This is a genomic window from Xenorhabdus sp. XBWT (assembly GCF_059072735.1).
This window is the reverse complement of sequence record NZ_CM180990.1, coordinates 3,256,220-3,271,272: the sequence shown is the minus strand read 5'-3', so window position 1 is coordinate 3,271,272 and position 15,053 is coordinate 3,256,220. Positions and strand designations below refer to the sequence as shown.

Sequence of the window (15,053 nt, the reverse complement as noted above, 5' to 3'; positions counted from 1 at the left end):
AATCTCTTTTGGTTATAATTTTCTGATAAAATTTAAAATAATTTGTTAAAATTTGCAGATTTTTATGATTTGCCTAAAGGTCTTTATAGACAGCTAGTGAATACTTTGTTACTTTAAGACACTGTACTCTAAATTGGTATTACCAATTGACTACAGCCCCGTTAGTGAGGTTTCTTTAGCTGAAATTTGTTCAAGAAGATTCAGGTAAGATTCAGGTAACTAGGGCATGGTCCAAAGCAACATTTACTCATTGAATGGCTTACAGCAGATATGGCCTATAGCAAGATTCGCCAACCAAAGTTATCAGATGTGATTGAGCAACGTCTTGAGCAGCTCATTCTCGAAGGCTCGCTACGCCCGGGAGAGAAGCTGCTGCCTGAACGTGAGCTAGCGAAGCAGTTTGAAGTATCACGCCCTTCATTACGCGAAGCCATTCAAAAACTGGAAGCCAAAGGCTTTCTGTTCCGTCGTCAGGGGGGAGGAACTTTCGTGCAGAACAACCTGTGGCAAAGTTTCAGTGACCCTCTTGCTCAACTTATTGCAGAGAATCAAGAATCTCAATTCGATCTCCTTGAAACGCGACATGCGTTGGAAGGGATTGCGGCCTATTACGCAGCCCTTAGGGGAACCAATGAAGATTTTAAACGTATTGAAAAAAGCCATCTTGCTATTCAGGAAGCCCAGAAAAGTGGTGATGTAAATGCGGAATCTGATGCTGTCTTGCAATATCAGCTTGTTGTCACGGAAGCTGCTCATAACGTGGTATTACTGCATTTATTACGCTGTATGATCCCGATATTAGAACAAAATATCAGACGTAATTTTGAGTTCATTTATACCCGTAAAGAGATGTTGGCAGCCGTTAGTGACCATAGGGCTGAAATTTTTCGCTCTATTATGGCGAGAGAACCGGAAAAAGCCCGCGAGGCTTCCCATCGCCATTTGGCCTTTATCGAAGAAGTTTTATTGGATCTGACTCGTGAGCATACTCGTCGTGAGCGTTCATTGAGGCGGCTCCAGCAAAATCAGGAATAAGAGCCTATCCCTTGGGGCATCGTTGATAAATCAAATTCCCGAATGGGTAGGTTCTAAACTTGACTGTACAGATCCTGACTGCTGCGTTTGTACAGTTCGTCAACTCTTTATCCAAGAGTTTTAGCGGCAATATATAGCAGGGCCTATCTTCCGGTCATAACATGCAGTTCGTCAAAGGGTATGACCGGAAGATAGGCTCCAACAACCATTAGAAATAGATAACAGATAAGGAATACACCATGTCAGATATGTTGAAAAATGACGTGGATCCGATCGAAACTCGCGATTGGTTACAGGCGATCGAATCGGTCATCCGTGAAGAAGGTGTTGAGCGTGCTCAGTTCCTGATTGATCAGGTTTTAAGTGAAGCTCGTAAAGGTGGCGTTAACGTTGCCGCAGGTGCTGCAAGCCGTGATTACATCAACACTATTCCTGTTGAGGATGAGCCTGCTTACCCTGGCAACCTGGATTTGGAGCGCCGTATCCGTTCCGCTATTCGCTGGAACGCAGTGATGACTGTTCTGCGTGCATCCAAAAAAGATCTGGAACTGGGTGGTCACATGGCTTCATTTCAGTCTTCCGCGACTGTTTATGAAGTTTGTTTTAACCACTTCTTCCGCGCTCGTAACGAAAATGATGGTGGTGACTTGGTTTACTTCCAGGGCCACATTTCTCCGGGTGTTTACGCTCGTGCATTCCTTGAAGGTCGTCTGACTGAAGAGAAGATGAACAACTTCCGTCAGGAAATTGGTGGTAATGGCCTGTCTTCTTACCCGCATCCAAAACTGATGCCTGACTTCTGGCAGTTCCCAACTGTTTCTATGGGTCTGGGGCCAATCTCCGCTATTTATCAGGCTAAATTCCTAAAATATTTGGGAAATCGTGGTCTGAAAGATACCTCTAAACAAACCGTTTATGCTTTCTTGGGCGACGGTGAAATGGATGAGCCAGAATCCAAGGGTGCGATCACTATCGCAACTCGTGAAAAACTGGATAACTTGGTATTCATCATCAACTGTAACTTACAGCGTCTGGATGGCCCGGTAACTGGTAACGGCAAAATCGTTAACGAACTGGAAGGTATCTTCGACGGTGCTGGCTGGCAGGTACTGAAAGTCCTGTGGGGCGAGCGTTGGGATGAGCTGCTGCGTAAAGATACCAGCGGTAAACTGGTTCAGTTGATGAACGAAACTCTGGACGGCGACTATCAGACATTCAAGTCTAAAGATGGCGCTTATGTTCGTGAGTACTTCTTCGGTCGTTACCCAGAAACCGCTGCATTGGTCAAAGATATGACTGATGAGGAAATCTGGGCGCTTAACCGTGGTGGTCACGATCCTAAGAAAGTATTTGCTGCACTGCAAAAAGCACAGAATACCACTGGTAAACCAACTGTGATCTTGGCTCAGACCATTAAAGGTTATGGTATGGGTGACACAGCTGAAGGTAAAAACATTGCCCATCAGGTTAAGAAAATGAACATGGAAGGCGTTCGCCAGTTCCGTGATCGTTTCAATGTGCCTGTAGCTGATGAGCAGATCGAAAAACTGCCATATGTTACTTTCGACAAAGATTCTGAAGAATCTAAATATCTGCATGAGCGTCGTAATGCTCTGAATGGTTACCTGCCAAGTCGTCGTGTTAACTTCGACGAAAAACTGGAAATCCCTGCACTGGCAGATTTCAGTTCTCTGCTGGAAGAGCAATCCAAAGAAATTTCTACTACTATCGCTTTTGTTCGTGCATTGAACATTATGCTGAAGAACAAGTCGATCAAAGATCGTCTGGTTCCAATCATTGCTGACGAAGCACGTACTTTCGGTATGGAAGGTCTGTTCCGTCAAATCGGTATCTACAGCCCGAATGGTCAACAGTATACTCCGCAAGACCGTGAGCAGGTTGCATACTATAAAGAAGACGCCAAAGGTCAGATCCTGCAAGAAGGTATCAATGAACTGGGTGCTGCTTCATCTTGGCTGGCTGCTGCAACTTCTTACAGCACCAACAACCTACCAATGATTCCGTTCTACATCTACTACTCCATGTTCGGATTCCAGCGTATCGGTGATCTGTGCTGGGCGGCAGGTGACCAGCAAGCCCGTGGCTTCCTGGTAGGTGGTACTTCAGGTCGTACGACTCTGAACGGTGAAGGTTTGCAGCATGAAGATGGTCACAGCCACATTCAGTCTCTGACGATTCCTAACTGTGTCTCTTATGACCCAGCGTTCGCTTATGAAGTTGCTGTCATCATGCATGATGGTTTGGAGCGTATGTATGGTGAGAAACAAGAGAACATCTATTACTACATTACTACCCTGAACGAAAACTACCATATGCCGTCAATGCCTGCGGGTGCTGAAGAAGGTATCCGTAAAGGTATCTACAAGCTGGAAAACTTGGAAGGCACGAAAGGTAAAATTCAATTGCTGGGCTCCGGTTCTATCCTGCGTCATGTTCGTGAAGCAGCGAAGATCCTGTCTGACGAATACGGTATCGGTTCTGACGTATACAGCGTAACTTCCTTCACTGAACTGGCTCGTGATGGTCAGGATTGTGAGCGTTGGAACATGCTGCATCCATCAGAAGAACCTCGCGTTCCTTACATTGCTCAGATCATGAATGAAGCGCCAGCTGTTGCTTCTACTGATTACATGAAACTGTTCGCAGAACAAGTACGTAACTTTGTACCTGCAAGCGATTATCGTGTACTGGGTACTGACGGTTTCGGTCGTTCTGACAGCCGTGAGAATCTGCGTCACCACTTCGAAGTTGATGCTTCTTATGTGGTTGTTGCAGCTCTGGGTGAATTGGCTAAACGTGGCGAAGTTGATGTGAAATTGGTTGAAGAAGCCATCAAGAAATACAACATCAACCCAGAAAAAGCTAACCCACGTCTGGCATAAGAGGTAAAGAGTAATGTCTATTGAAATTAACGTACCTGATATTGGTGCAGATGAAGTTGAAGTTACCGAAATCATGGTGAAAGTCGGTGACACTGTAGAAGCAGAACAGTCCCTGATCACTGTTGAAGGTGATAAAGCTTCTATGGAAGTCCCATCTCCACAGGCGGGTGTGGTTAAAGAGATCAAAATTGCGGTTGGCGATAAAGTTGAAACTGGCAAACTGATCATGGTCTTTGAATCCGCAAACGGTGCAGCAGAAGTTGCACCTGCTCAGCAGGCAGCAGCTCCGGCAGCAGCAGCACCAGCTGAAAGCAAAGAAGTTAATGTACCTGATATCGGTGGTGACGAAGTTGAAGTTACCGAAATCATGGTAAAAGTGGGTGACACTATCGCTGAAGAACAGTCTCTGATCACCGTTGAAGGTGACAAGGCGTCTATGGAAGTCCCTGCACCGTTCGCGGGTACTGTGAAAGAGATCAAAATCGCTGCTGGCGACAAAGTTAAAACTGGTTCTCTGATCATGGTATTCGAAGTTGCAGGTGCAGCGCCTACGGCAGCGCCAGCAGCAGCTCCAGCTCCTGCGGCTGAACCTGCTAAAACAGCATCCGCTCCGGCAGCAAACAAGCCAGCAGAAGGCAAAAATGAATTTGCAGAAAATGATGCTTATATTCATGCAACTCCGGTGATCCGTCGTCTGGCGCGTGAATTTGGCGTAAATCTGGCTAAAGTGAAAGGCACTGGTCGTAAAGGTCGCATCCTGCGTGAAGATGTTCAGGCTTACGTGAAAGATGCGGTTAAACGTGCAGAAGCAGCACCTGCTGCGGGCGGCGGCTTGCCGGGTATGCTGCCTTGGCCGAAAATTGATTTCAGCAAGTTCGGTGAAATCGAAGAAGTTGAAATGAGCCGTATCCAGAAAATCTCCGGTGCTAACCTGAGCCGTAACTGGGTCATGATCCCTCACGTTAACCTGTTCGATGAAGCGGATATCACTGAAGTTGAAGAGTTCCGTAAACAGCAGAACAAAGAAGCTGAGAAGAAACAACTGGGCGTGAAGATCACTCCGCTGGTATTCGTGATGAAAGCTGCCGCGAAAGCACTGGAAGCAATGCCTCGCTTCAACAGCTCCATTTCTGAAGATGGCCAGAAGCTGATCCTGAAAAAATATGTCAACATCGGTATTGCGGTTGATACACCTAATGGTCTGGTTGTTCCTGTATTCAAGGATGTCAACAAAAAAGGCATCATGGAACTGTCCAGAGAATTGGCTGAAGTTTCCAAGAAAGCGCGTGCTGGTAAGCTGACTGCTTCTGACATGCAGGGTGGTTGTTTCACCATTTCCAGCCTGGGTGGTATTGGTACTACCGGTTTTGCACCAATTGTGAATGCGCCAGAAGTGGCAATCATGGGTCTGTCTCGTTCTTCCATGAAACCAGTATGGAATGGTAAGGAATTCGTTCCTCGTCTGATTCTGCCTATGTCTCTGTCCTTTGACCACCGAGTTATTGATGGGGCAGATGGTGCGCGCTTCATCACTTATATTAATCAATTGATGAGCGACATCCGCCGTTTGGTGATGTAATGCAAAGGCCGGTAAATATACCGGCCTAATGATTACTGCCGTGACAGATATTTTCGCCTTGCATCTGGCAGGTTGGGATTTCTGTCACGTTAACGCGCTTTTCAGGTTATTTACAATTCTGTAAACTGCTCGCGGTGTGTACGTCCCGGTGGAATATGTTTTTTTCGTCTGACCCGCCGGACAAACAATTAAGAGGTCATGATGAGTACTGAAATTAAAGCCCAGGTAGTGGTGCTTGGAGCAGGCCCTGCTGGGTATTCTGCTGCTTTCCGTTGTGCAGACTTAGGTTTGGATACCGTTTTGGTTGAGCGTTACTCTACTTTGGGTGGTGTTTGCCTTAACGTTGGTTGTATTCCATCCAAGGCGCTGCTTCATGTTGCAAAAGTCATTGAAGAAGCAAAAGCACTGGCACAACACGGTATCGTGTTCGGTGAGCCACAAACTGATATCGATAAGATCCGTCTCTGGAAAGAAAAAGTAATTTCCCAGCTGACAGGTGGTTTGGGCGGCATGGCTAAGGGCCGTAAAGTTAACGTTGTTAACGGTATTGGTAAATTTACAGGTGCTAACACTCTGATAGTAGAAGGCGAAAACGGCGCAACAACGATTAATTTTGATAATGCCATTATCGCAGCGGGTTCACGCCCTATTCAGCTACCATTCATTCCACATGAAGATCCTCGCGTATGGGATTCTACCGATGCACTGGAACTGAAAACTGTTCCGGGACGCCTGCTGGTAATGGGCGGTGGTATTATTGGTCTGGAAATGGGTACTGTTTACCATGCTCTGGGTTCTCAGATCGACGTGGTAGAAATGTTCGATCAGGTTATTCCTGCTGCAGACAAAGACATTGTTAAAGTGTTCACTAAGCGCGTCAGCAAGAAATTCAACCTGATGCTGGAAACTAAAGTGACAGCGGTAGAAGCTAAAGAAGATGGCATCTACGTAACAATGGAAGGTAAGAAAGCCCCAGCGGAACCACAGCGTTATGACGCAGTTCTGGTTGCTATCGGTCGTGTACCAAACGGTAAATCGCTGGATGCAGGTAAAGCGGGCGTTGAAGTTGATGAGCGTGGCTTTATCCATGTTGATAAGCAAATGCGTACTAATGTGCCTCACATCTTCGCTATCGGTGATATCGTTGGTCAGCCAATGCTGGCGCACAAAGGTGTCCATGAAGGTCACGTTGCTGCTGAAGTTATTTCTGGCAAGAAACATTACTTCGATCCAAAAGTGATTCCATCCATTGCTTATACTGAACCAGAAGTGGCATGGGTTGGTCTGACTGAGAAAGAAGCGAAAGAAAAAGGCATCAGCTATGAAACCGCAACTTTCCCATGGGCAGCATCTGGTCGTGCAATTGCGTCCGACTGTTCAGATGGTATGACTAAGCTGATTTTCGATAAAGAGACTAATCGCATTATCGGTGGCGCTATTGTTGGTACTAACGGTGGCGAGTTGCTGGGTGAAATCGGTCTGGCTATCGAAATGGGCTGTGACGCAGAAGATATCGCTCTGACTATCCATGCTCACCCAACTCTGTATGAATCAATCGGTATGGCTGCGGAAATTTACGAAGGTAGCATTACTGACTTGCCAAACCCTAAAGCAAAGAAAAAGAAATAATTCTTTAAATCTTGCAGTGGATTAAGCAAAAATTTAAACGGCTTTCTCATCGGGAAGCCGTTTTTATTTGGTGTACTTTGACGGTCGTAGTCTGTTAGTTGGGATGGTTAAACCACTCGCGACCCAGTTCTCTGTCTGCATCGCTTCCGGCATCGGCAAACAGTGTCACAATTTGCTGATCAGGTGTCATCGTTTCAGCAAGTTTCCATGCGGTTTTCCAGTTTGCTGCCGATGAAGAGCCAATTTTCATTCCCGTTAATTGGAAAAATTCATACATGGCGCTGATGGCTTCTCTGTAGGATACTTGATTAAAATGTGGTTCTTCAGGCATGAGTTGATTAATAAAAGGTTGACGGAAACCCCAGCCAAACCCACCAGCACCCGCAAACTTTTTCTTACCGTTAGGAGCAGCCAGTGAACCGTAAGGCAATTCTTTCGTTGTCGTCCCCCACACTTTCAGTTGAGGATTATCTCGACGCAAGGCTGTAGCCACACCAGCTAAAGTGCCACCAGTTCCCACAGCCGCAACCCAGCCATTGGCATAAGTACCATTCAATTGCTCGCGAATTTCGGTGCCGGTCTGGTATTCATGAATGGCCGTGTTCACCCTATTGATATGTTGGGCGAGTAACGTCCAGCTACTATCTTCTTCTGCAATTTGTCGAGCTCGAGTGATCAAACCGAGAAGGAAAAAGTTGTGATCTACACAAGTGATGGTGGCGTTTTCTGTTTTGAATATGTCAATTAGTTCCTCTGGTGCGGAATCAGGAACGACAACATGTACAGGGATACCACACATATTGCCCAGTTTTGCCAGTGCCTTTGCCATGTTGCCACCAGAGGCATCAAGTAACTTTAATTCTCCTTGGGAAAAATCATGTTGATTGATGGCATCACAGAACAAACCAAAGGCCACCCGGTCTTTCACTGAGCCAAATGGGTTTTCAAATTCGAGTTTAGCAAGAATTGATGCTTTCCCTTCTGGTGATGGTACAGGAATTAAAGTGGTATTCCCCAATGTATTATAAATTTTTTTCAATTCGGGAAACAGAGTAAAGGATTTTTCTGTATCTGGCATACTATCTTGTGAATTAAATAGTTCAAAATTCATTTAATATTCCTTTGATATATTGAATCGATAGAATTTAAATTATTACCGAATGAGTGGATGACGACTTATCAGATTTATAATTTCAGCTATATTCTATTATTATCTTTCTGATTCCATAAATATTCCTTATTGCCAACTAATTTATTTATTGTCAATATTTTTATTGATGTACGATAATATCGTAACTATATAAAAATGATTCGTTACTTAAATTTGGAGGTGATTCTAAAAAATAATGATTAACGTCAAATTATGACGTGTTAAATTATTATTTTTCGCTTCTTAAGTGTTTTTAGTCTGTTGATTTAAGATCATAAAATATCAATTGTTGTTATTATTATTTTTCTAAATGGCGATGTTATAATGACCATTATTCATATTGCCCGTTAATAGGTCAAAACATTTCGTGCTATCTTGATTTCCTATATGTGGTATCTACTGCTGGATAAATGTATAGCTGGTTGTAAAGACACATTATATCAATAATCAAAGCAGGATAAGCCACTAATTAGGTCTTAATATTTTAGGAAAAGAAGCTATCATCATTTTCTACTATTAATATCTAAGTTTCGTTATCAATATCATCGTTTTTAATAAATTGAATTTTCCGACGCAGATATCAAATATCTTGTGCATTTTCACCGAATGTAATTATTTCTTTATGGTTAAGTTATCTAATCATCTGTTTATACTGAATTAATTTCGATTTGTGGTAAGACGACAAGAGAGTGAGTCTCTGGAAGTTCTGAGTATTTGTATAAAAAGAGGGATAAAACTCAAGCATTTTCGAGCCAGATCAGGAAAAAATAGCATATTTGTCTGATATACCCCTTTAAATAACATTTATGCAGAATGTTATCACTGTTCAATGTTGATTTTATGTGAATGAATTAACATGGTATTCAAATTTTGGTATGCTAAGTACCCGAAGCTGAGCATAATTCTGATGTTATGTGAGCAAAATCCTCTGACCTGGCACCCTTGATGATTGTTTTAGAAGATTGTTTTTCGATAATCGTTACCGGGTGCAGACAGCCGGGTATATAAAATGACAATGAGAGTGAGGAGAAAGTCGTGCTAGAAGAATACCGCAAGCACGTAGCCGAGCGTGCAGCTCAAGGCATCGTCCCTAAACCGTTAGACGCAGCTCAAGTAGCAGCGCTGGTAGAATTACTGAAGAACCCACCTAAAGGTGAAGAAGATTTCTTATTAGATCTACTGACCAATCGTATTCCTCCTGGTGTAGATGAAGCCGCTTATGTTAAAGCGGGTTTTCTTGCTGCCATAACCAAAGGAGAAGCAGCTTCTCCTTTGGTCACACAGGAAAAATCTATTGAATTATTGGGAACTATGCAGGGTGGGTATAATATCCATGCTTTAATTGATGCTCTTGATGATGAAAAATTGGCTCCGGTAGCGGCTAAAGCGCTTTCTCATACTTTGCTGATGTTTGATAGTTTCTATGATGTAGAAGGAAAAGCAAAAGCAGGCAATGTCCATGCCAAACAGATTATTCAGTCATGGGCCGATGGACAATGGTTCCTCGAACGCCCTGAATTAGCGGAAAAAATTACTGTTACAGTTTTTAAGGTCACAGGTGAAACCAACACCGATGATCTCTCTCCTGCACCTGATGCGTGGTCACGTCCTGATATTCCTTTACATGCTTTGGCAATGCTCAAAAATGTCCGTGAAGGTATCGAACCTGATCAAGCGGGTGCCGTTGGCCCAATTAAGCAAATAGAAGCATTGAATAAAAAAGGCTATCCGTTGGCCTATGTTGGTGATGTTGTCGGTACAGGTTCTTCCCGTAAATCAGCAACTAACTCCGTGTTGTGGTTTATGGGTGAAGATATTCCGTTTGTGCCGAATAAACGGGGTGCTGGCGTGGTACTGGGCGGAAAAATCGCGCCAATCTTCTTTAATACCATGGAAGATGCGGGGGCGTTACCAATCGAAGTAGATGTTTCTAAACTCAATATGGGTGATGTGATTGATATCTACCCGTATAAAGGTGAAGTTCGTCATCATGAAACGAATGAATTGTTCTCTAATTTTGAATTGAAAACTGACGTATTGATCGACGAAGTTCGTGCTGGTGGCCGTATTCCATTGATTATCGGTCGTGGTCTGACTGGGAAAGCCCGTGAATCATTAGGGTTGCCACACAGCGATGTTTTCCGTCAGGCAAAAGCTGTTGAGAAAAGTGATCGTGGTTTCTCATTGGCACAGAAAATGGTAGGTCGCGCCTGTGGAACTGGCGGTATCCGCCCGGGAGAATATTGTGAACCTAAGATGACTTCAGTGGGTTCTCAGGATACCACTGGGCCAATGACGCGTGATGAGTTGAAAGATTTGGCATGTCTTGGCTTCTCTGCGGATTTGGTTATGCAGTCATTCTGTCATACAGCGGCTTATCCAAAACCTGTCGATGTGACGACGCATCATACACTACCTGATTTCATCATGAACCGCGGCGGGGTATCGCTACGTCCGGGAGATGGCATTATCCACTCATGGCTGAACCGTATGTTACTGCCGGATACGGTAGGTACAGGCGGTGATTCCCATACCCGTTTCCCGATTGGGATCTCTTTCCCTGCGGGTTCAGGTTTGGTGGCATTTGCTGCCGCTACAGGTGTCATGCCGCTGGATATGCCTGAATCAGTATTGGTGCGTTTTAAAGGAAAAATGCAACCCGGCATTACCCTGCGTGATTTGGTTCATGCCATTCCTTACTATGCGATTCAGCAAGGTTTGCTGACTGTTGAGAAGAAAGGCAAGAAAAATATTTTCTCTGGCCGCATTCTTGAGATTGAAGGTTTGCCTGAACTCAAAGTTGAGCAAGCATTCGAATTAGCCGATGCTTCTGCGGAACGTTCTGCGGCAGGCTGTACTATTAAGTTGGATGAAGCGCCGATCATTGAGTATTTGCAATCGAATATCATACTGTTGAAGTGGATGATTGCAGAAGGTTATGGTGATCGCCGAACGCTTGAGCGCCGTATTATTGGCATGGAGAACTGGTTGGAAGATCCTCAATTGCTGGAAGCAGATGCAGATGCTGAATACGCAGCGGTGATTGAAATTGATCTGGCGGAAATTAAACAGCCTATTTTGTGTGCGCCTAACGATCCAGATGATGCACGTTTATTATCAGAAGTCGCAAACAGCAAGATTGACGAAGTGTTTATCGGCTCTTGTATGACCAACATTGGTCATTTCCGTGCTGCGGGCAAGTTACTGGATCAGCATAAAGGCCAATTACCGACCCGTTTGTGGGTTGCACCTCCAACTAAGATGGACGCAGCTCAATTAACAGAAGAAGGCTATTACAGCGTCTTCGGTAAGAGTGGGGCGCGTATTGAGATCCCCGGTTGTTCATTGTGTATGGGAAATCAGGCGCGTGTGGCAGATGGAGCAACTGTAGTATCCACTTCTACCCGTAACTTCCCGAACCGTCTTGGTACAGGTGCAAATGTTTATCTGGCTTCTGCTGAGTTGGCAGCTGTGGCTTCACTGTTGGGACGCTTACCAACTCCAGAAGAGTATTTGCAATTCATGGATAAAGTCGGTGAAACCGCAGCAGATACTTATCGTTACCTCAATTTTGATCAATTGAGCCAGTATACAGAAAAAGCGGATGGTGTGATTTTCCAAACCGCTGTGTAAAAAAGTATATTGCATAAAAAGGGGGCTAATGCCTTAGCTCACGAGAAAACTCAGACATAAAAAAATCGGCCTCAGACAATACACTGAGGCCGATTATGACTCATCGCTCATTGAAGCCGAATATATGTTTGCGGCTACGTTGTCAGAAAAGTCTACTCACTCACTTGAATTGAGTCGGTGTCCATCTATAGCTATTTAGTAGAACAAATTAGAAACGGTAACCAATGCCAACCGTCCATGTTCCTGCTTTAGCCTGTTTCAAATGTGAATATTCGTAGGCAACATCAACAGCTACATTTGATATTGGGTTAAATTGTAAGCCAGTCCCATAAGCAAGAGCTGTTTTCTTTTCGATCGTGTTTGAATTTGTTTTCTGTTGATCTTTAATATTAGCGACACCAAGCAAGGTATAGGCGCTGATATAATCATTAAAGCGGTATGTTGAACCTACCATCAATGATCTATAAGTAATACTCTCATCAGCGTTACGGCCTTTTTTATTTACAGGGTTAGGCGCGTAGTAAACATTTAACTTAGTTTGCGTAATCGAACTGATAACACCCCAATGATCATTAATCTCATAACGGTATTTCAGATTGAGACCTCTTGGATCTTTAGAGGGCTTTTCATTGTTTGCTATAATTTTCAGCTTCGTACTGGTTTGAGCGTAGCCGAGTGAGATGGTGTGTTTGTCATTTGCGTTTGCAGTAAATGAAGAAATAGATAATCCAGCAATTATTGCTGAGACTAATAGAGCTTTTTTCATTATATGTGTCTCTTTATTTTATAAATCGCATCGTAATATATATAAATTCCGAAAAAACACAACGGAAAAATAACCCCACTAAAATAATTTACAAATAATAATAACTATAAGTTATGTTTTAGTTGTTTTTTATTCATCATGAGCATGAAGTTAACTATCATGAGTAATGTGAATAAAAGCAGAGCGTGAGACCTCCTCCTTATATATGTGCACTGTTTGCACTGCCTATGTTGATTGGGGATAAATCTGACTGTGTTAAATGAAAAACGATGGGACTTATTTATAAGCGGGATAAAACACTATTCTGGCAACAAGATATGGGTTATTTGTTGCTGTATACCGATTGACATATTTTGTTGAATCACTTATAAACCGCTCTTAAGAAGAGGGAAACTCTACTTGTGTAAGCGCCCTCCCCTGCTCATAGTAGTGGTTGGAGTGTGAAGAAGATTTCTCAAAAAAGGCTCCTTTAGGAGCCTTTTTTGATCCGGATTTGTAATTACTCTGGAACACACATTGGGATAAAAAACATTCAATGAAATTGATATTTGGAAAAGCAAGAAAAATAGTACCGCTTCTATTGTGCATGACTGGTTTGGCGGGATGTACTAATACGCTGGCTAACAAAGTTCAGGTAAAAAACCCTGCGACACCAGAGTCGATATTGGACACGCATTTTGAAAATAATCTGATAGTTCCGGTTACCATAAACCATAAGACGTGGCGCTTTCTGGTTGATACTGGCGCGAGCATAACTGTTATTGATAAAAATATTGCGGCTGAGATTACACAGCCTTGGCTATTATCTGAGCTTCCTGCAAATTATCGTCAGGAATTCTCTCATGTCAAAACCGTCTCAGGGAGTTTGGAAAACCAGAATTTCACTATTCTGAAACCGATGCCTTTCTCCATTGGCTCACAAGAAATTCGGGATAATGATATTTGGTTATCGATGGATTTATCACTGTTTGTTCAGTCACTGGGTGTGGATATCAGCGGTATTATCGGTATCGATACTTTTAGAAAAATAAACTGGCAGGTCGATAATGAAAAGAAACGCTTGGTTCTTTTAAAAGACGGGCCTTCCGCTCTCGCGTATCAGCAATGTACAGGTTATGAAGACAGTTATAACCGAATGCCACAGCTTTGGTTTAATTATGGTGACAATCATGTACCTTTCCGCATTGATACCGGTGCGGACGGAAGTTACGTTACCAACGACTTCATCCGTTTTGCAAAAGAGCATAAGGGTTCAGTGACACTGGATTCCGTGAATTCGCCTGGCGTCGATGCAAGCGGTATGATGAACGCCCCAATTTACATCCTGAAAGGATTAACTTTCAACAACATGTCACTTGGTGAAACCAAAGTCAGTGAAAGTCAAAATCAGCAGTTCGCTGTGGGCATGGAGTTCCTGTCGCGTTTTAAACGCTATGCCTTTATCCCCTCACGGATGATGTTTTGCTATGATACGCAATCCATCGAGCGGCATGATCTGGCTTCGAAACGTTCCATCAGCGTACGTTATGCCCATCAGCATATTGAGGTGTTTTATAACAATGATGCAGTTCTTCGGAATACTGGGCTGCGTAATGGTGATATCTTGCTAAAGGTAAACGGTGTCGCCTATTCTCCGGCACAGATTGATGAAGTGAGAAAATGGCTTATGCTGACACCGGAGGGAAAACTTAAACTGACTGTTCAGCGTGACACGCAACAGATGGAAATTAACCTCTAGGCTGTGTCCCTTAATATACGTTGATAGTATTATCATCTGATGAATTTTAATACTGGAAAAGATGATGGTACGCTACTACATTCCCGACGAGGCGTCGATAGTCCTACACCCCGTTATTGTCGATGGCTGTCGGGATATGTTTTCCCTCATATGGCACTTGGCTATTTGCACGGTCACTATCTGACCTAAACATTACTTGATGGAATTGGCAAAAGGCTGGCCCATATAGCCAGAGTCCGCGAGGATACTTTGAATGCCGATCATCTGGGCTGCAACAGGACCCAGTGCCGTAAGAATGCCTTTGCGATCTGTCACGTTTGCCGGGATTATGGCGACGGAATGAGATAATCCAAGGATATCAACGGCGATTAGTGTCGCTAGAGAAGCCGGACAGTTTATTACCCGGCTTGCTAAGAATAACTAAAGACTAAAAAGATAATCCCATATTCTTAGTCAAATAAAGTAGTTACGATTATTAGGATTTCAACCTTATTTATTTTTTAAAATTACCTTGTAGGCATTGACATAAAGGCTGCTATATGAATATATAGATATATTCGCCAATATATTTTTTATCGCTGCTTATGTTCGTATCCTTAGATATATCCATTAAATGGGTA

General features: G+C 43.5%; 9 protein-coding genes. 6 read left to right on the top strand and 3 right to left on the bottom strand.

Annotated elements, in window-relative coordinates:
- The first annotated feature begins 270 nt into the window (after positions 1-270).
- The 4 genes from pdhR to lpdA all read left to right on the top strand — a co-directional run bounded on the left by pdhR (position 271) and on the right by lpdA (position 7,146).
- Positions 271-1,035 carry a pyruvate dehydrogenase complex transcriptional repressor PdhR gene (gene pdhR / locus AC5JQI_RS14265; RefSeq protein WP_493912649.1) on the top strand — a complete coding sequence of 255 codons (765 nt, stop codon included), beginning with the start codon at positions 271-273 and terminating at the stop codon, positions 1,033-1,035.
- Between the two features lie 239 nt (positions 1,036-1,274).
- A complete protein-coding gene (gene aceE / locus AC5JQI_RS14260; RefSeq protein ID WP_493912648.1) occupies positions 1,275-3,938 on the top strand; it encodes a pyruvate dehydrogenase (acetyl-transferring), homodimeric type in 2,664 nt (887 codons plus the stop codon).
- 13 nt (positions 3,939-3,951) lie between these two features.
- Complete coding sequence (aceF, locus tag AC5JQI_RS14255; protein WP_493912647.1) at positions 3,952-5,517, top strand: pyruvate dehydrogenase complex dihydrolipoyllysine-residue acetyltransferase; 1,566 nt, start codon at positions 3,952-3,954, stop codon at positions 5,515-5,517.
- 201 nt (positions 5,518-5,718) lie between these two features.
- On the top strand, positions 5,719-7,146 hold the full coding sequence (gene lpdA, locus AC5JQI_RS14250; protein ID WP_493914690.1) for a dihydrolipoyl dehydrogenase: 1,428 nt from the start codon (positions 5,719-5,721) through the stop codon (positions 7,144-7,146).
- Positions 7,147-7,240: 94 nt separating this feature from the next.
- Here lpdA and AC5JQI_RS14245 read toward each other — a convergent pair whose 3' ends face one another.
- Positions 7,241-8,257 (bottom strand): pyridoxal-phosphate dependent enzyme, encoded by a 1,017-nt coding sequence (locus tag AC5JQI_RS14245; protein ID WP_493912646.1) that lies wholly within the window; start codon positions 8,255-8,257, stop codon positions 7,241-7,243.
- Between the two features lie 1,074 nt (positions 8,258-9,331).
- On the opposite strand from AC5JQI_RS14245, the gene acnB reads away from it, so the two are divergent.
- Positions 9,332-11,929 carry a bifunctional aconitate hydratase 2/2-methylisocitrate dehydratase gene (acnB, locus tag AC5JQI_RS14240; protein WP_493912645.1) on the top strand — a complete coding sequence of 866 codons (2,598 nt, stop codon included), beginning with the start codon at positions 9,332-9,334 and terminating at the stop codon, positions 11,927-11,929.
- Between the two features lie 208 nt (positions 11,930-12,137).
- Here acnB and AC5JQI_RS14235 read toward each other — a convergent pair whose 3' ends face one another.
- A complete protein-coding gene (locus AC5JQI_RS14235; protein ID WP_493912644.1) occupies positions 12,138-12,695 on the bottom strand; it encodes an Ail/Lom family outer membrane beta-barrel protein in 558 nt (185 codons plus the stop codon).
- A gap of 535 nt (positions 12,696-13,230) precedes the next feature.
- Here AC5JQI_RS14235 and AC5JQI_RS14230 point away from each other — a divergent pair.
- The gene (locus AC5JQI_RS14230; protein WP_493912643.1) at positions 13,231-14,433 is read left to right on the top strand and encodes a retropepsin-like aspartic protease; all 1,203 of its coding nucleotides are present in this window, start codon (positions 13,231-13,233) and stop codon (positions 14,431-14,433) included.
- A 192-nt stretch (positions 14,434-14,625) separates the two neighbouring features.
- Here AC5JQI_RS14230 and AC5JQI_RS14225 read toward each other — a convergent pair whose 3' ends face one another.
- Positions 14,626-14,802 (bottom strand): transposase, encoded by a 177-nt coding sequence (locus AC5JQI_RS14225; RefSeq protein ID WP_493914689.1) that lies wholly within the window; start codon positions 14,800-14,802, stop codon positions 14,626-14,628.
- Positions 14,803-15,053 lie beyond the last annotated feature (251 nt).